The sequence below is a fragment of the Maribacter aquimaris genome, from assembly GCF_014596745.1.
In the GTDB taxonomy this organism is placed as follows: domain Bacteria; phylum Bacteroidota; class Bacteroidia; order Flavobacteriales; family Flavobacteriaceae; genus Maribacter_A; species Maribacter_A aquimaris.
In genome coordinates, this window is sequence record NZ_JABTCF010000004.1 from 101,320 (window position 1) to 121,226 (window position 19,907).

Annotated in this window: 14 protein-coding genes; all 14 read right to left on the reverse strand. The window is 38.4% G+C overall.

The annotated features are described in order from the left end of the window. Positions 1-24: 24 nt before the first annotated feature. The 14 genes from HPE56_RS08345 to HPE56_RS08410 all read right to left on the reverse strand — a co-directional run bounded on the left by HPE56_RS08345 (position 25) and on the right by HPE56_RS08410 (position 19,265). Positions 25-1,554, reverse strand: coding sequence for a GDSL-type esterase/lipase family protein (locus HPE56_RS08345; RefSeq protein ID WP_223170243.1), 1,530 nt, complete (start codon positions 1,552-1,554; stop codon positions 25-27). Between the two features lie 56 nt (positions 1,555-1,610). Further along, positions 1,611-2,300 carry a GDSL-type esterase/lipase family protein gene (locus tag HPE56_RS08350; protein WP_188243317.1) on the reverse strand — a complete coding sequence of 230 codons (690 nt, stop codon included), beginning with the start codon at positions 2,298-2,300 and terminating at the stop codon, positions 1,611-1,613. 110 nt (positions 2,301-2,410) lie between these two features. Then, positions 2,411-3,784, reverse strand: a complete 1,374-nt coding sequence (locus HPE56_RS08355) for a hypothetical protein (protein ID WP_188243318.1) — start codon at positions 3,782-3,784, stop codon at positions 2,411-2,413. Between the two features lie 65 nt (positions 3,785-3,849). Continuing rightward, positions 3,850-5,193 carry an alpha-L-fucosidase gene (locus HPE56_RS08360; protein WP_188243319.1) on the reverse strand — a complete coding sequence of 448 codons (1,344 nt, stop codon included), beginning with the start codon at positions 5,191-5,193 and terminating at the stop codon, positions 3,850-3,852. Positions 5,194-5,450: 257 nt separating this feature from the next. After that, positions 5,451-6,335: a family 16 glycosylhydrolase gene (locus HPE56_RS08365; RefSeq protein ID WP_188243320.1), complete on the reverse strand. Its 885-nt coding sequence runs from the start codon at positions 6,333-6,335 to the stop codon at positions 5,451-5,453. 32 nt (positions 6,336-6,367) lie between these two features. After that, positions 6,368-7,816 carry an alpha-L-fucosidase gene (locus HPE56_RS08370; protein ID WP_223170244.1) on the reverse strand — a complete coding sequence of 483 codons (1,449 nt, stop codon included), beginning with the start codon at positions 7,814-7,816 and terminating at the stop codon, positions 6,368-6,370. 10 nt (positions 7,817-7,826) lie between these two features. Next, the gene (locus tag HPE56_RS08375) at positions 7,827-8,684 is read right to left on the reverse strand and encodes a glycoside hydrolase family 16 protein (protein WP_188243322.1); all 858 of its coding nucleotides are present in this window, start codon (positions 8,682-8,684) and stop codon (positions 7,827-7,829) included. Between the two features lie 189 nt (positions 8,685-8,873). Further along, positions 8,874-10,043 (reverse strand): galactonate dehydratase, encoded by a 1,170-nt coding sequence (dgoD, locus tag HPE56_RS08380; RefSeq protein ID WP_188243323.1) that lies wholly within the window; start codon positions 10,041-10,043, stop codon positions 8,874-8,876. Between the two features lie 12 nt (positions 10,044-10,055). Then, a complete protein-coding gene (locus tag HPE56_RS08385) occupies positions 10,056-10,781 on the reverse strand; it encodes an MBL fold metallo-hydrolase (RefSeq protein ID WP_188243324.1) in 726 nt (241 codons plus the stop codon). Positions 10,782-10,791: 10 nt separating this feature from the next. Beyond that, positions 10,792-11,568 (reverse strand): SDR family NAD(P)-dependent oxidoreductase, encoded by a 777-nt coding sequence (locus HPE56_RS08390; RefSeq protein WP_188243325.1) that lies wholly within the window; start codon positions 11,566-11,568, stop codon positions 10,792-10,794. Between the two features lie 78 nt (positions 11,569-11,646). Then, positions 11,647-12,888, reverse strand: coding sequence for an MFS transporter (locus HPE56_RS08395; protein WP_188243326.1), 1,242 nt, complete (start codon positions 12,886-12,888; stop codon positions 11,647-11,649). Positions 12,889-13,223: 335 nt separating this feature from the next. Further along, positions 13,224-14,654 carry a GH39 family glycosyl hydrolase gene (locus HPE56_RS08400; RefSeq protein ID WP_188243327.1) on the reverse strand — a complete coding sequence of 477 codons (1,431 nt, stop codon included), beginning with the start codon at positions 14,652-14,654 and terminating at the stop codon, positions 13,224-13,226. 118 nt (positions 14,655-14,772) lie between these two features. Continuing rightward, on the reverse strand, positions 14,773-16,209 hold the full coding sequence (locus tag HPE56_RS08405; RefSeq protein WP_188243328.1) for a RagB/SusD family nutrient uptake outer membrane protein: 1,437 nt from the start codon (positions 16,207-16,209) through the stop codon (positions 14,773-14,775). A gap of 20 nt (positions 16,210-16,229) precedes the next feature. Then, the gene (locus HPE56_RS08410; RefSeq protein ID WP_188243329.1) at positions 16,230-19,265 is read right to left on the reverse strand and encodes a SusC/RagA family TonB-linked outer membrane protein; all 3,036 of its coding nucleotides are present in this window, start codon (positions 19,263-19,265) and stop codon (positions 16,230-16,232) included. Positions 19,266-19,907: the final 642 nt, after the last annotated feature.

Genomic DNA, 19,907 nt, shown 5'->3' on the forward strand with positions numbered 1-19,907 from the left:
AATTCATGCCCGTTTTATTTGTTATTATTTAGTTGCCTGTAAAATAAAATCTACAATAGGCTGTGGGTTGGCCAGGCTGTGGGGATGATGGTTTACCCCTGGCTTATGTATAACCTGAATGGAGCCGCCAGCTGCCTTGATTTTTTGTTCAAACAATGCAGTATGTTCCGAAACAGGGACCACTTCATCGGCATCGCCTACCACATGTAACATGGGGAAACCGGCCTTGGCTATAGTTTCCGTTAAATCCATTGGATTGCCTTTGAAAGCCAATGCTTCCTCATCAGATTTAAACCCGAAGTTTTTCTTGAAAAGTTCCCATTTTTGTGGAAAACTTGAATTACTGCCTTTGAAGTACAACTTGAAATCAAGTAAAGGCGCATCTGCGTAAACGGCAGAAACCCGGCCAGGATGAAAGGCCGCCCAGCGGTAAATATAACCGCCTCCCCTGCTCATACCCTCCATCACCGATTTATTCGACAGACCGGCCTTTGTAAGAAGTTGATAAAAACCATCCCAAATTAATAGGCCTTCTTTGTTTAAAAACGACTCAAACACATCACAATAAACCACATGAAAACCCCTTTCCAATAGCGCTATTTCAACCTGGGGCTCATGTCCCCAGTAACGGCTACGCCAAACCCAGGGTTTTCCGACCGCTACATTTTTGGGCTCGACAATTTTGGCATTATGATCCTTAAAAGTAAAATCATGCCCCTGAAAACCATAAAAATTGAAAGTACTCGCATCCTCAGGTAAATAGCTGGAGAAATCCACCGGTCCAACTGATTTCATTCTGACCACCTCTCCGACCCTTCTAGCCATGATAGTTGCACCCGCAGCAGAGGGATGGACCTTGTCCGGAAACAGTTCGGGAGATTCGATCAATAAATTGTAAAGGTTTACTATTTCACTGCCCGTATCATAGGCAACTTCCCTCACCATTGGCAGCAATTTTTCACGCACTATCTGCGCCGTTATACCGGTACTGTCGTTGGAAAAGACGGGAACGGGCAAAAGTAGGACCACCCGGGGGTTGCTGGGTAACTTTTTAAAGGATGCGACCAGATCCTTGTAATCCTGCACATATTCGTCCAAAAAGACCCTGTTGACAGGCTTGGTATCGTTGGTGCCCAACTTGATGAATACCCAATCCGGCCGGAAATCCATCGCCTTTTGATAGGCATCCGTCTTCCAATAGGGAAAATCGCCCTTACGCAACAAAGTGGTACCGCTGACCCCGAAATTTTGCACATCGTAACCATCGCCCAGCATGGACCCCAGTTGTGCCGGGTAACTGTTCACCTCCCTGTTCTCTATACGGGCACCATAGGTAATACTGTTGCCTACACAGGCGATGCGGACCTGGGCCTGACAAAAATCATTATTTGACAGAAAGAATATCGCAATAACGGTAAATACAAAATGATTTAGGCCATTCCTCCGAATACTTACGACATTTTGCACCATAGAGTTTCCCCTTCCCAAGCAGCCGGCCCTCTCCTTAAGAAACCCATAAATTTTGACAACTGAAATTTTCTCATTAAAACTCATCTATTTCTTTTTAGAATTCGCAATAGTCCTCATATTTTATCTTTATAAAACTTTGTTCAATCGTTAAGCAACGCTCCTATTATCCCACTTATGTATCCGGCCAATTTTTCATAGCCTTCTTCTTTGTAGTGCACATCCCCTTTGGAGGCGCTGTACTTCTCCAATTCGGGTTCCATCAGCCCATAAAGGTCAATGACTTGGATGCCGTTCCCTGCCATTATTCTGCGGGCAATACTATTCCTTTCCAGTATAATACCGTTCTTTTCCGGGTCTAATTTCTGATCCGGCTCCTTTGAGGGTACGGGGGTGGTCAGTGAGTAGAGTATCTTACAATCCTTGGATTTGTGCTTTTTAAGAAATTTCACAAACTTCTTTAAGCCTTCTTCGTACTGCTTCCCATTAAGGTGCCAGCCATGTAGCCCATTGTTGAAATGTATGACCGAATGGTCGTACCTGCCCATGGCAATCTTGGTTTCTTTTATCAGTGCAGGGTCCGCTATGCTCCTTGAAGTGGCATACCGGTCGCAGTTGGCCTTTTCGGATAATTTTGACGAAACCTTTTTAAAATACCCCCTTGTAATCGAATTGCCGATGAACAGTACCCGAGGTTTTGAAGTATCAGGCTCGTTCTCCCACCAGAAATCGCTCCATTCTATATTTTCCCGGATAACGTCCTTTGAAGTACCGCATCCATTGAGTATTACTATTAAGAATATTAGGCCGTATTGTATTTTGATTTTTTTCATTGAGATATTTTGATCAGAGTGTACCCTGTATATTTTTTACTTGTCATTTTTTGCAATAAATGGAATATCCAAACCCGTATTTCCAAACTACTATTTGAAACATTCTTCGATTATTGTTTTCGATAATTTTGAATGAACGCAGCTAAGGATACCCCCATGGTCGGATAGTTTTGGAACGGGTGTGGATTTCCAAATTGGACCGCTATTCGCCCATCCCCTTTATAACCGGAATAGGGCAATGTAAAAGTTGGATCTGTTCGAAACCATGTGCCATATAAATTATCAATGGCTATCCCACCATCCACAATGTGGATATTTTTATCTGTTCTATGATCAAACTTGTCAATAATATTTTTTCGAAGCTCCCACATGCACGCATTTTGCTTTGTAGTAAAAGCACCTGCCATATTATCCAATATTCCGCAGCTTGTAGATGGGATCATTAAAGCGAACCTCCCCGCTGGAACGGCTTTCAGATATGAGGCTATTACTTTCTCCATCAGTACGTTCCATTCAGAAAAATCAATAGAGGTAGGGTCCAATGCATTTCTAAAATCGTTCAGCCCCAAAAATTCGGCTAAAATTACGGGACTTTCCAAATCCCACATGGAAAGGTATTTACCGTAGTCAAAATCCCAAACAAAATCTTCGTATGCCGTTTTCTTCCATTTAGAGCCATTGTAGAGCATATAGCTCTCCAAAGCATTGTCATAAATAAGGTCGTTTTTGGCAGGGTTTAACTTATAGCCGGTAGCAGCATCGAAAAGCTCTGCATTGGAATGGTATCTACTGGCATTGTATTTCTCTTCAAAACTCCATTTCCTCTCAGGGTCGGAAGAAAATTCTTTGACCAAGTTCCAAAAAGCTGTTGCTCCCCAGTACCTATATTTTCCCTCAGGTTGCCAAAACCCATTGTAGGCCTGTGTCCGTTGGTTTGTCACACTAAAGTAACCTTTCAAGGTCCAACCACCACGGCCCTCGTCAAATTGTCCCGGACAACCCACAACCTCACGAAGACCGATCATCTTGGTTTTAGGGGCATAACCCTTTTCAAGCAAGGCATCCTTAAAGAATGCTCCATTGGTAAAACTGTCCCCGATAATTGATACTATGACCGTATCCTTGCCAACTCCAGCCTGGCCTACTACGATTGTTGAAGTAAGGGTCTTCACCGTTTTGAATTCGTCCTGGTTCACCAATTCCAAGGTAACCGTTGATCCTGCTACGGGATCGGTAATACTGGCAACACGTTGTAGTCGTCGCGAATATTCGGTTGAACCCGAAAACCTGACAACATCATTATAAGGTCTCCAGCGTTTGATCAACGGCTCAACAAATATGTCATTCTGCATACCTGAAAGCATGTAAAGCATACTGGGAAGGCAAATGTCATTAGTAAATAACATACCTTGATTTTGCGCCAAAGCAAAAAAGGGGCAAAGTAAGGCCAGTATAAAATACTTCCAAAGACGTATGGTCTTCATATAAAATTGTTCTTTGTGTATATATTGCTTTAATCTTGTATTCTTCTTAAGAAGGGTTGAGCAAATCAAAAACAGTTTAAACTCAATATAGGAATACCTTCGGAAGCGGTCACTTTGAGCCTTATGCCTAAAAGTGTTTGAGGGGTCAGTACTTCGATCCTCTTATGACCAATACTCTGGCCATTGCTCAATAATTCCCAACCTTTGTTGGTTTTTCCATAAATTTCGTATTCCCTAACCCGCTCTCCTTTAGCTATATCTTCCTCTATCACAATATGATTTACTTCCTGTGGGTTATTGAAGGTAATTGTCAACTCGTTTCCTTCTCCTGATATAGACCCTAAAGACTTTGAAAACGTCTGACCTAGCGTTTCACCAAATTCCTTAAGTCTTTCCACATCTTCATCAGGGACCAAACCTCGATTATCGATTACAACACCTAGTAACATATTTGTGTTGCGCCCTACTGTTTGAACGTACCTTTCCATAAGATCATCCACGCTTCGGATGGTCCCCTCTTCTCCCTCATGCCAGAACCAGCCTCCCTGAAAAGCATGTTTACGTAAAGCGAAATCTGCTTCCCCAGGGCTCCAAAATTGTCCGTCAGGATTTCCATTCAATCCCTTGATTAAGATCAGCCCTGACGCTGTTTTGGTTGAATCTGCCCTGGACCAGGTGGGATAAGCGGCCACACCATCTTCATTCCCAACCCAACGAATGTTATTGACATATCCGTAGGGACCATTAAATGCAACTGCATTTGGTTGATATTTTTCGATCAGATCAAGCATATCGATCCCCCCCTTTTCTGGTGGTAGAACACCTCCATCGAACCAAATCTCGAACAAATCCCCGTACTGGCTCCATAATTCCGTGAGCTGGGTTTTTACTACTTCATTATATTTTTCCTGTTCTTCAGGATCGCCTGACAAAACCAATCCTGGATTGTCAACGTGAAAATAAGCATTGGCAGAGGCACTGGCGTACAAGCCAGGCTTTACCCCATACTTTTTACAAGAGGCTATAAAATCCTTTACAATGTCGCCTTGTCCGTTTTTCCATGGGGAATTCTTTACACTGTATTCATGTGCAGCTGTTGGCCACAGGCTGAATCCACTACAATGCTTGGCGACCAATACGGCATAGGTTGCCCCAGCAGATTTAGCGGAACGAATCCATTGGTCGGTGTCCAGTTCTTGCGGATTAAAAACCGAGGGGTCCGGTTGATAATCCCTGGTCTTACGCCATTCATAATCCGGCTCGAACACCTGTACATCAAAATGGAACATGGCTCCGACTTCGGCATCTGCCCATTTGAGTTGAGCCTCTGTTGGAACTACCTGCTCAGTTTGTACACAAGATATTATTAGAGTCCCTATAAATGTGATTAGCAATAATTTTGTTTTCATAAAATCAGAATGAGTTATTTATTTTTTTTGAACTACAGTAAATATTACTTAGGCTATATGCTAAAATTTGTTTTTTTACCCATGTTTTTCTTTATTATTGTGTTAAACTAAAAGTAGACAAACCGGGTGTTTCATTAAAATGTTCTGCTAGGTTATTTGTTACTGGACAATAGTAAAAATCTATATCTCAATACTCCAAATCCATTCAACAAGTGCGGAAATTATCACAACTTTATTTTATTTATTTTTATTCTGAATTAGTGATTATCCCTCAATTTCCATACACGTATATAATCAATCTGGAAGGTATTGGGCAGGTCTTTCGAATCAGGCACACCCCACAATGTTTCACAGTCAAAAACTATATGAAGCGCAGTTTTAAAATAATCATTACTACGCGAAAAAACTTCCACCCCATCAACAAACCACTTCATTTCATCTGGGGTCCAGAGGAAACCATAAATATGGAAATCAGTTGAAAAATCGAAGGGCATTCGTTTTTTAGCCCCCTGATTAGGCAATGAGGGCCGATTCAAGTTGACAACTCCTTCAAGATATGGCGTAACAAAACGATGGACTGTTGTACTATATACACGCTCTCTATCCTTACGCAAGTCAGGAGTCGGGTTTCCTACTATTTCAAATATATCAATCTCTTCAGAAAAACTACCTTCTTTATATTTAGAAGGTGGATCAAGTGGGTCGTACAAAAAAAAAGCATTGCTTACATTTGCACTCATTGATTTACACCGTGCCTCGAAATATCCATATTTTACCCGTTCTTTACTTTTAATAATAGCTATTGTAAACTTGTCTAAGCTACGAAGCTTGTTCTCGTATGTCACCTCTTCAGGCTTTTGGATATCGCATGTAAGCTGAAGTGTACTATCTTGCACTTTTACATTTTTCGGGGAAAAAAGCGCACGAGTATGCTGGCGTCCATACCAAACGGGAACAAGATCCATCCATTTTTCTTTGTCAAGGCCAAACTCGTTAAATTCGTCGCTGAATTCCGGTGAGAATTTCCAATCACCGCCCATCGGACAAGTTGGTGCTGATGATTGTTGGGCGTTTATTTTAATGGAAAATAAAACCAAAATAAGAAGTAAATTTCTTCGCATATAAAAACATGTATTTTTCATGATGAGTATTATATTTCAGTTATTTGTGTTTTTTAATAAATCTCAATATTTGAGAGAGCAGGGCAAGCCCTTGAATCGGTAATATTAATCCTTACCTGTTCTGTTCTTACTTGCTCAATTTCAAGAATACGTTTAAATCCAATGGTTGTTCCCTGGGCAACTTGCTCCCATTTACCATTTTGAAGCACTTCTACATTAAACGACTTTACCCGCTGCCCTAATTCCAGATACTCCTGAATCAAAATATAATTCAATAGCGTTGGCTCTTTCAATTTTAACGAAATCGTTCCTGTTTTCACCTCGTCATCCGTTGCCCAGTATGTCTCTTTATTTTCATCAATTAATTTTGATGCATCAAACTTTTCGGAACTTCCCCGATACGAATCAACCTCAACTTTTGCGTTAATCGCCCTATTTGTCGCAAATGTTTCGTCTATTTTCTTCTTCCATCCTTGTAACGAAGCTATATCCTGTTCCGGAATCAGACCGTATCTATTTGGCGTTACATTTAACAACAAGGGTGCCCCCCGTCCAACAGAACTAAGATAAAGGTCAAATAACTGGTCAGGCGTTTTTACCAAAGTATCTTCCGTTTCATGGTAAAACCACCCCGGACGAATAGAAACATCTACCTCGGCAGGCATCCAAATATCTCCATTTATATCTCCGGTATTTAAACCGTTAGTACGTTTACTTCCCATTGCCAGTAAAGTGTCCGGATTAATCATATTCCAGTTTGTTTCTCCCATATATCCTTTCTCATTTCCGCACCACCGGCTCTCGCTCAAAGGATTTCTGGCATCGCCACGAACAAGGGTATTGGAGTTATGATCCTTTATTATTTTAAAGGCTTCATCCCATTTATAATAAACCTGGTCATCAATTTTTCGTGTTTCTCGTGCACCGCCATAATAACCATCTCCTCCATTTGCACCATCAAACCAAATTTCAAATATTGGCCCGTAATTATCTAACAATTCATTTAACTGATTTTGGTAATATTCCACATACTCAGGCCTGCCATATTCTGCATGATTTCTGTCCCATGGTGAAAGGTAAATGCCAAACTCCAGACCATTCTCGTCGCAAGCCTTTTTTAACTCGCCAACAACGTCACCTTTACCATTTTGCCAATTGCTGTTTTTTACGGAGTGATCGGTAAACTCACTTGGCCACAAACAAAATCCATCATGATGTTTTGCCGTAAGGATGGCCCCTTTAAATCCGGCTTCCTTCAACACTTTTGCCCACTGATTTGGATCAAAATCAACCGGATTGAAAATATCCGGATTTTCGTCACCATATCCCCACTCTTTGTCTGTAAATGTATTTACTGTAAAATGAATAAATGCGTACATCTCTTTTCCCTGCCAATCTAATTGCACTTGACTTGGCAAAGGAAGAATGGCTGCGGGTGGTAAAACTTCTTTTTGGGTACACGCAAAAACTAAAAACAAAAATATCCACATTGAATTTTTCATAACTAAAAACTTATTTAATTTCATCGAATACACGAACATAATCTACTGCAAAATAATCAGGCAATTTAACTTCCTTCAAAATCGGAGAAGCGGCTCCATTTCTATATCCGTTACATTCAGCCGAAACCAGAATAAACTGCTCGCGGTGAGAAACGGGCCCGGCAACTCGCCAAGTTTCTTTTCCATCCACATAAAAGATATAACCTGTAGGACTCCAGTCTAGACCATAGGTGTGAAATTCTCCATCGTTGAGGTTCAAATTCATTTTGCCAGAACCGGCATGTTTATGATCTTTCCCATATCCGTCCCAATGAATGGCATGGCTTACGGTTCCATTTCGTGTGAAATTTTCCATGATATCGATTTCAACACCGGAATCGAGGGGATCCAGAGTTGAACCAATAGTTGGAGACTGAAGCCAGAAAGCCACCCACCAACCTTCCTGGGCTGGCATTTTGCACCGTATTTCATAATAGCCGTATTTATGCAGATACTTTGCAGTTTGAAGGTTGGCGATGGGCCAGGTTAATTTTGATCCTGCGTACTGATTTCCCGGACGATCCATAAAATTACTTCCTGTCTGAAGTTGAGAGGTAAAGTATTCACCATCTTTTTCATAAACTTTTAATAATAGATTACCTTTTCCGTCAAATTCATATGCATCATCTGTCCATGTTGTATGCCGGGTTTGCATAATATGTTCTCTAAATCCCCATTTGGTAGTATCCAGTACTTTGCCATTAAACTCATCATTCCAAACCAACTTCCAGTTTTTGTCGGTTGGCAAGTCACTGTCAACTTTTTGTGCATTTAAAAATGAAGCTGATATACACAAAGCAAACAACAATACTGTTCTTTTTTTAGTCATGATTTAAATTATTAATTTGGTTATATATTATCTATATTCCTATCGTTTAGCGTGACTTAAAAACGTTCCATAATCATCATTACGCTGTCCTAAACCGGAAGATTTTTAAACACTACATTTTTCCCTTTATTTTCCCTGCCTGATTTATCGATTTCATACGTTTTTCTTGAAATTATAACTCCCACCAAACTATCTATTAAAAAATGATTCAGCGTCTTCTGGTCTTATATCCGTTAAGTTACCTTTGAAATGTCTAAGCTCTTTTGCAACATAAGGATGTTTTTCTATTTCTTTTTCATTAATATCAATACCCAAACCCGGATTATCTGGAATAATCATTTGACCATTTTTGAAAGTAATATCTTCATCACATATTTCGGAACGCCAAGAAACATCACTACTCATAGTTTCCAATAAAAAAAAATTTGATACACATCCAGCAAGTTGCAATGTCGCCGCGTTGGCTACAGGACCACTGGGATTGTGGGGACAGAACGGAATATGATAGGCCTCTGCCATTGCAGCTATCTTTTTAAGTTCCATGATTCCTCCAGCATGGCTAACGTCGGGCTGAATAAAATCCGCAGCCCTTAGTTCGAATAGACTTCTATATTCCCATCTATTATACAATCTTTCACCAGCAGATACTGGAACCTTAATCCTGTTTTTAACTTGTGCTAAACCTTCAAGGTTTTGGGGGGGGATTGGTTCTTCATACCAGAGAATATCAAAATCCGACAATGCATTTCCAATTCTTACTGCGGTAGGGATATCAAAACGGCCATGGGCCTCAATTATAATATCAGCCTTATCTTTAACAGCATCGTATACGGCTCCGATACAAGACATTGCCTCATTAAGTCCTTTTCTATCAATTTGCAAATAAGAAGATCCAAAAGGGTCCCATTTAAGTGCAGAAAATCCTTGACCTACTGCCTGCAGGGCTTTTTCTGCAAATTCATCCGGTGTTTTTGCTGGAGAGAACCAACCGTTGGCATAACATGGAATAGCTTCTCTCACCTTCCCTCCTAGCAATTGGTAAACTGGAACACCTAAATCCTTCCCCTTAATATCCCATAAGGCCATTTCGATGGCCGAAATTGCACTCATTAGAACTGCTCCACCCCTCCAGTACCCATCCCTGTATGCCTGATGCCAAAACTCCTCAATTCGATGTGGATCCTTGCCTATCAGTAAGCTTTTTAGTTCATTACAGGCCTGGGCTACAGTATGTTCCTTGTATTCTAGAGTGGCCTCCCCAACCCCGTAAAGTCCATCAACATTTGTATACAATTTAATAAACACCCAATTTGTCCGGTAAGCATGACAGATAAATGTTTTTAAGCTCGTAATTTTCATGCCTTCTAAGTTTTATATGGTTCTTTTTATCCCAGGAATTAATTCAAAGGAAGTTATATCTAACTTTTCACAAGCATGTATAAAAAGATTGGGGTCTTCAGTATTCTCGGCAAACATCCCATAATGCATGGGTATCGCTATTTCAGATTGCAGTTGATCAACCAAAGTAACAGCCTCAGACCAATTCATATTACCCAATTTACCATTTATACAAACCAGTATTATATCTATTTTTCCAAGTGCAAGGCCTTTTATTTCCTTAACAAGAATATCTGAAAAGGTAGTATCAGCACTTAAATAAATTTGTTTGTCATTTACCTTTAAAAGACATCCAACAGAATAAGGATCTGAGTGATATGCCGGAGTAATTACCATTTCAAATTTCCCGCACTGATAGGTCATATTTTTGGAAACCATATGTAAAACCGATTCGGAGAAATCCAGATCTTTAGCTTTTTTAATTACACTTTCTGGACCAATAATGGGTGCCTCAGAGTATTTCTCATGTATGATTGGGAGGGAAATAGGATCAAAATGGTCCAAATGATCATGAGTGATAAAAACATAATTGGGATTCAACTCACTTATTTCAAGGGGAGGGTCTATTAAGCGCTTCAGACCTTCACGTTGCTCAACAATATCACTAAAGAAAGGATCTACCAATAATCGTGTCCCATTTGCTTCAAATAAAAAACCACCTTGACCAAGCCAAGTTATACTTATAGAATTATTATTCATTATTATTGCTTTATAGGTCTATATCCATAGGTAAATGTTGCGCAGAACATCCTCCATCAACAACTAAACGTTCTCCACTAATATTTTTTGCTGCATCGGAAGCCAGGAAGGCAACAGCCTCTGAAATATCCCCTGACGTTGCTTCAATACCCAAGGGGATATTTTCCCTTCTTCGCTTTATAACTTCAGGCGAAAGTTCTTCCCAGCGATCAGTTAAAATATATCCTGGAGCGACCATATTAACGCGAATCCCCCTTGGGGCTAAATCTATCGCCATTGATCGAGTAAGAGCATCTATGCCACCTTTACTGGTAACATAGGCAGTTCGATCATGTATTGCCCTTGTCGAGACATTAGAACCCAAATTAACTATAACTCCTTTGGATTTCTGAGGTAGCATGATTTTAACCGCCTGTTGGGAAACTTGAAAGGTACCTAATAAATTTACCTTCAGTACCTTCAAGAAATCTTCGGAAGGCATAGTATCGAATTTCATCCCCAGTCCCTGATTGGCAGCATTGTTTATTAGTATATCGAGTCTCCCAAACTTTTGCTTAATTTGCTCAAACATACTTACTACTTGATCTATATCTGAAATGTCAGCCTCAAATAAATGAAAATTTATTAAGTCCATGGCATTTAAATGCGCTGCACCTGCCTCCAAATTTTCCTTAGAGCTACCATTGACACAAACTGTGGCACCTTCTCTTATAAACTGGGCAGCAATACCAATACCTGTATTTCTTGTGGCTCCCGTAACAAGAACTATTTTATCCTTAAATCTCAAAATCTTATATTTAAATAGTTAAAATCAGTTTTATAGTATCTTATATTTATATGAACTAAATCACCTCCAATCGTCAAATTAGTCGGGGTGGATTTTTTTATAATCCTTCATAAAATAAAATTTGTACCCTACCAGAAATAGGATTCCACAAAGCACCCAAACAATCGCCAAAAATGAGAATCCTAGTGATAGCCCTATAATTGGTTTAAAATAACCTAAAACAATAGACGATAAGGATCCTACCGAAAAACCGATCATCAACATAATTCCGGAGGCAGAAGAGTGATACTTTTCTGGAATAACATCATAAAGGACAGCATAAGTATTAGCGTCAAAAAAGGCACGGCCAAAACCAAAACCTGCAAAACCTATGTAAACGAGAAGCAAGTTATTGGAGATTGCCATTAAAACAATAAATGGTGATGCGACTAGAAGACCGATTCCTTGTATTAGCAAACGATTTGCAGGGTTTTTTTTCGCATATACATCAGAGTATTTACCTGCGATTATTATTCCAATGAAAGCGAATAAATGTGTGTAAAACATAGAGTGAAAACCCGCACTAGAGAGGCTCATACCAAAATTTTCATATAAATAGGTTGGTGTCCAGGTAAGATAGCCAACTAAGACAAAAATCAAACCACTAAAGCCAATCGTAAGAATGAATGCCGTTGGAGTCTGAAAAAGAATCTTTACACCTTCAGAAAATTTTATTTTTTCCTTTTTTTTATTGCTGTCATTATCTTCCTTTTTGTCTTTAAGTCGAAAAGCAAGAACAATACCGTGTAAAATCCCTATTGCTCCAAATACATAAAACGCATTTCGCCATCCATAGTTATCTCCTATGTATCCAGCGATAAACCCAGATAAGATAATACCAATATAATATGATGTTTGATGTAATGACATTGCTAAGGAACGAGTTTTCTTGTGATATTGAGCCAATAAGGTATAATTGGCAGGCCCAAAAAAGGCTTCTCCTCCTCCTGTGGCTATACTACGAAGAACAATGAACATTAAAATGGTACTGCTCAATCCGGTAAACATAGTAGCAAAACTCCAAAAAATAACACTTAAGGTAATAATCCACTTCCTACTAAAAATGTCTCCCGCATACCCGGCAATCGGCACACAAACTGCATAAACTAAATTGAAAATCGTACCAATTGCGCCAACTTCCACATCCGTTAAGTTAAGGTCCGTTTTAATAAGAGGGAGTACTACATTAAAAACCTGTCGATCTCCTTGATTGATAAGAAAAGCAAACCAAAGCAATCCTAAAACTTCCCATTTATAATCCTTAAATAATACTATTTTCATTAGTCTATCATCATTAATATATTTGTCAATATTATCATTTTCAATTTGACCATACCCTCTGCTTTTAATATTCTAAGAAACTCTTTGCCATACCCTCCATTTAAATAATCTACACCTTACTACTCTCAATACAGAACCTGTTAAAGAATCATTTGGTAATACAGAAACTTATTCAGTCAAAGCCTTGAAATATTGACTGTAAAATACTTTTTGCATTGATAATTCTTACCGCAACTCAATGGAAATGAATTCCGTTTTACAAGGCTGCCGTAAGACAGCCGCTATATTTTTAGAATAATTAAGCCACATCCTTAATTATCCCTTTTTGTTTGAATTTAATCTAGGCATGTTCTTAAATCAACCTCTTGGCGTTCAGCTATCATAACAGGACTATCCCACATGGGAAGGTTTTTAAATTTGGTATCCTCGCCATTAACTTCCCAATCTGATTTGGCAATTTCATAAACCTTTCCCGAGATAACTTCTACATAAACAGGATCTTTGAATCTCGTATCCTTAATGTCGAGATGTATAATATCCCATTTTAGTTCATCATCTGGAATTCGGTCACTATACCAAGCCAAAACGGCAGATGTATTCTCCTTTTTAAAACCAGCCACTGTTAATTTCCGATAACTGTTAGAATCATATTCCAATTCGCCGACAGCTATGACAGAATCATCAAAAAAAGATGCCATGTGCTGAACACCATGGTAAGAAGGCCTTTTATATATAATATCGTTTAAAAGATTGGCACGTAACAACCCGAAAGACTGAAGCATATTAGGATAATGTAAATCAACAATGGTAAAGATCGAACAAGGGATATTCCGAACCCTATCACCGGCCATACGTCGCATGAACCATTTTGCCTGACTGATCTCAGTCCATGGATAAAACGCAAGAGCATGGGTATATTCAAGTTGTGAAGGAGATCCGTTCTCCCCTTGGAAAAGTTTAATTTTTGGATTATAAGAATGGACAAGGGTTTCCAATTTTTCAACGGATTCATAACTATCATCCGGGTTTTTATTGTATGGATGATACGTTAAGTAATCTACAAGTTCTAACTTGTTATTCCGCTTTAATATTTCAAATACTTCTTCGGTCCATTTTAATGGTATCCGTGATAAAGAAAATCCTAGAATTTTCGCATCTGGCTGTACCTTTTTAATAACTTCAGAAGTTTTAATCAAAAGTTCCGCATAAGCTTCACTACTACCGTTTCTGCCATTTGGCTCATTCCAGACTTCCCATTCTTTGACAACATTTTTATAACGCTTTACCGTAGCTTCCACATATTTGAGCCATGCATCCATTGTTTTAGGGTCGGTAAATATTTTTGACCCCAAAGTTATCTCAGAACCATATATTGGATTTCCATAGGATAAACTTATCCATGGCTCAATATCCTGCTCCACTAAACCATAAACAGGCACATCTAACCATTCAAAATTATAAACTCCCTTTTTTGTCTCACATTTTGCCCACCCACTCTGTAACCTTGCTCTTTTTACACCTAGCTCACCTACATACTCCTTGTATTTATTGAAATCTGCATAATTTCTGTCGAGAGTTTCACAGCCTATGGACCATAGAGAAGATTTTTTTACCTCTTTAGATGTTTTAGTATTCAACCATCCTGTCTGCTGTAATCCTGGCCCTGAATATTTATACAACTCCCATGAACTGTATGCGTTCTGAGAATATGTAAATCCAATTGACATAATTCCGATTATGACAAATGATGCTAGTTTTTTCATCATTGTAAATAATTTTTATATTTATTACAATTTCGTTGTATTTATTTATTAAAGCAAAAACCATTTAACCCTAATAATCAGTCAGATAGAAAGATAATTATCTTTCTATCTGACCAAAAAATTAATACCCCGGGTTTTGATTAGTTGTAACATCTATTGCTCCATTGTAGTCGTATTCATTATTAGGTATAGGCCAAAGGTAACGGGCAGGATTTACTGTTAATCCCATATTTTCTTCTATAGCCTGAGCTAACTTGCCTGTGCGTTTCAATTCTAAAGTGCGCTTGCCTTCATCCATTTGCTCATACATACCTTCTTTTAAAACAAGGTCGATAAAAGTATCTGCATTGTAATCACTTAAAACAAAGTCAACTGAAGAGGCAACTTTAGTTTCCTGCCCATAAGCCCGTCTATGGATCATGTTTAATTTTTCCATTCCATCGGCAGTTGGACCATTATTCAATCTACAGTCTGCTTCAGCGTAGAATAATAAAATATCTGAGAATTTATAAGCGGGATAATCATAACTTCCATTGTTGTTTACAACACCCGGGGTGATAAATTTTTTGAATAACATGGTTGTCAACCCAAAACCTATATCTGCATTATATAAATTAAAATTTTTCCGTAAATCGTTGTAATCCCATTCACTGATCACCTTCGTATTCACACTATCAGCATACAAAGCATATACTCCATTTGTCGCATTCCAATATGGACTAGGTGAGGAATGTCGATAAGCAGCCATAGAATTTCCAGATTCTACACTATACTTGAAATAAAAAATCTCTTCTGGTGTAGTGATGACATCCGGTCCATAAATATTATAATAATCATCTGATGTGTTTATTTCAAGCAAAGAATATTTACCCGAGTTGATTAGGTCAAGTGCCTTATCTCGGGCATCAGACCAACGTTCTAATTGTAGGTAAACATGGGCCAGCACGGCCTTTGCCGCATCCTGGTTTGCTCTTCCTCCAATATCCTGATTAAGAGGTAAATTAGACTCAGCATATTCCAGATCACTTATAATAAATGCATAAACATCCTCCTCAGAACTCCTGGCAACATTCTCATCCAACATATTTTCAAAAGTCCTTAAGGGAATTGCTCCCCAAAGCCGAACCAAATAGAAATAATCTAAAGCTCTTATAAATTTGGCTTCAGCAACAAATTGGGTTATTTCATCATCTGTAGCCTCCAATGAATTTGGTGCATTCTCAATAACCAAATTGGCATTACGAATTGACTGATACAAATTTACCCAACCAGCGCTTGTTCTGGACTGATTTGATCCGCTAAGCGGATCCTGCCAATCAGTGAAATTCGTTAAGGAAGCCCTTCCTACGGCATAATCAACCTCCGTTCCAAGGCTTAACCAAAAAACATTTTTGAAAGCATTCCAAACAGGAGCATATGCAGCAAATACAGTAGATTCTATTTCATCAGCAGTTCTATAAAAAGTCTCAGTCGCAACGGCCTTTGGTTCTTCCTCCAAAACATCGCTACATGCTGTTACTAATAACAAAGTTGATATTAAAAATATGATATTTTTCATTGTATTATTATTTTTATTTTTTAAAAGCCTAACTTCATTCCAACGGTTATACTCTTTGTAATAGGATGGGTAAAGTGGTCTACCCCCTGTGTAATTGAAGACCCACCACCTGCCGAGTTAACATCCGGGTCCCACCATGGATATTTAGTGATTGTTAGTAGATTTTGTCCACTGACATATACCTGACCACGCTTTAACCATTTAATACTAAGATTGTCAACAGGTATGTTAAAGGCTATTTCAATATTTTTCAACCGCGTGTACGAACCATCATTAACAAAACGGTCTGAAATCTTAAGTCCGTTCGTAGATGCTTCTGATATTTTAGGATATTTTGCATTGGGGGTATCTTCTGTCCAATGGTCATAGAGCACCTCACTCAACATATTGAACCCAATCCCATAATCATAGTCGTGAGATATTGTACTGATATTAAAAATATCATTCCCTTGTGATCCTTGAATAAACCAACTGAGCTCAAAATTTTTATACTTCATTGTAGAATTAAAGCCATAAATAAAATCAGGATTGGGATTCCCTACAATAGCTTTATCTTCCGAAGTTATATTCCCGCTATTATCATTATCTTTGTATTTTATAAGTCCCTGTTCATCATAACCATCTTCCTGATAGGCATAAAACACGCCCAATGGTTCACCTTCCCTAAGAAGATTTACATAGTCGTTTACGATTGACAACCCGAAACTACCTCCTGTAATATCCTGCCCGTCATAAAGTTCTACTACTTTATTACGGTTAAAGGAAATATTGGCTGAAACATCCCATTTAAAGTCACTGTCAGCTATATTGGCGTCTAAAAGCAACTCTAATCCTTTATTTTGTATCTTTCCAACATTTCTTAAAGAACTACTATAACCGGTTGAACTAGGTAATCGCACCGGATTTAACAGGTCACGAGTGTTTTTAACATAATAGTCAGCTGTAAAATTAAGCCTGTTTTCAAATAAGCCTATATCCAATCCAATATCAGACTGGGCAGTTGTTTCCCACCTCAAATCTCCGGGAAAGGATGATGATGGGGCAAAATATGTGTAACGGTTATCACCAAATACTAACTTTCCTGATGACAACATACTAAGAGTACTATAGGGACTGATAGCGGTGCTACCTGTTTCTCCATAACCCAGTTTTAATTTCAAATTGGAAATTAAGTCAATATTTTTCATAAAACCCTCTTCGGAAACACGCCATGCTAAAGCCCCAGAAGGGAAATATCCCCATTTATTACCTTCACTATACCGGGAAGAACCATCAGCACGGAAACTGACGGTTGCCAAATATTTACTCTTATAGGAATAATTTAAGCGCCCCAAATAGGATAATAAATTCCATTTTGTATAAGAAGATGTTGGCGTATTGATTGTGTTTGCTGCTGCAATATCGTATGTTTCATAATCATTACTAAGAAACCCGTTTCCTGAAGCCCCAAGTGATGTTATGGTATTTTCCTGATAGGTAACCCCACCCATAGCAGTAAAATTATGGATAGAGTTGAATATTTTATTATAGGTAACAATATTGTCACTATTTAAACTTAAATTTTGGACCGTGTTTATTGTTGCCTCGCCTGGATTTGAATTTAGACCATCGTAGCCAACAGTTGAGATATAATAATCCTTACGGCTATCGCTATTCATAACATTCCCCGATATTTTAATTGAAAGGTCATCTATTGGTTTGAAAGTGGCGGCCAAATTTGCAATTATATTATTTGATCGATATTTATCAGTGCGTTCATTAACAAACAGTAAAGGATTACTAATAGAAAAAGTAAACGGATATGCAGTCCCTAGATTTCTATAACCATTATCATTATAAGGAGAAAGTGTTGGTGGTGCTGCAATTATTGAACTAAAAAGAGCAGTACCTTTTTGTCCTCCATTAAGGTCTTCACTCAGGTCGTCCTTATCTATTCGTGTTAATATTGCATTAAATAACAGATTTATTCTTTTGCTTATATTATGGTTCACATTGGCTCTTAAAGAAATCCTCTTAAATCCATCTATATTTTTCACAATTGATTTTTGATCGAAATAGCTTCCGCCAATTGAAAACTGTGTTTTTTCTGTTCCTCCACTTACAGTTATAGAACGATTTTGGAGCGGAGCTGATCGAAACATTAAATCCTGGTAATCAACTCCCGCCCCTGTATTGATTTCAGCTTGTGAAAAGTATTCTGCCCCATAATCGTTGAGTTGTTGGATATTCATCAATTGCATATATTCCGTTGGGTTTAATAAATCCAGTTTTTTTCTAACGGACTGCATAGTGTAACTTTCTTCATAATCGACCTTAGTAGTTCCTTCTTTTCCTCGTTTGGTCGTTACAATAATTACTCCATTGGCCCCTCTGGAACCATAAATAGCAGTTGCGGAAGCGTCTTTTAATACATCAAGGCTTTCTATGTCAGAAACATTCAATAAAGTTTGGTCACCAGGGAAACCATCTATAATCCAAAGCGGATTATTATCACCTCTGATTGAATTGGTGCCCCGTATTCGTATTTGCATGGCAGCTCCAGGGTCCCCGCTATTTTGGATTATATGTACACCAGATACACGTCCCTGCAAAGCCTGAGTAGCTGATGCATTTGAAAAAGAATTAATAACATCGCCTTTCACAGAAGCGATTGACCCTGTCAGATCGCTTTTTTTAGCTGTACCATAGCCAATTAGCACAACCTCATCCAAGCTTGCTGCACTTTCCGACAGGGTTAGATTTAAATTGGTTTGACCATTAACCATTACTTCCTTAGTAGCGAACCCTATATAGGAAACAATTAGGGAAGCTTGTTTATTGATCACGTTGATTGAGAAATTACCATCAAAATCGGCCGTCACCCCGTTTGTGGTTCCCTTTTCCACAATATTGGCCCCGGATAATGGAGTCCCGTCTTCATCGGTCACAGAACCAGAAATCGCAGTATTCTGAGCTGTGGCATTTGCACTGAGAAATGCAAAAATTAGAATAGGAAGTGCCCTTCGTAGCAAACCTAAAACGCATTTCTTAACATTAAATTGATTTGTGTTCTTCATAGTTGTTAAATTAGGTGTGGTGTGGTGTTGTTTTATACAAACATATATAAATAATTTTACTTTTAATATATTTTGTTGCTTTTTTTTTGTTATATCAACTATTTATCTGGGTACAATTGCAGTATTCACAATAGATTATATAAGCTTAGGTTGCCATCCCCCATACTATTAAGGAAATAATTATGTATTCATAGGGCTTGGGAAATAGGGTAAGTTACGGTATTGATACTACTCAACTCATTATACAATATATCATAGTTTCTCTTCCATTTATCCTGATTTTTAATCAACCTTCCCAAAAATGGGATAAAAATATATACGACTTAGATGAACTCTTTTTTTACAGCAACATTTATCGTTTTTTAGTTCCCAGCAGAATTAGGCTTCCATAGTCCATATTGACCGTTTTGTTAGGATTCCCAGCATACTAATAATGGGGAACATTGTATATAGGACCTGAGGATTTATTAAAAAGGCGATAATTATATACGGCATGAAACTTTAAACCAAATTTCAATTGAAAAACTTTTAATACCTTCTTTCCTTTCCATTTTAAAAATTTTACAAGAACTTTGCCCTAATAAATTTAATGTGACACGAACATATTCAGTGGTGTAGTGGGGTGTTGTTACATCGTTTTAG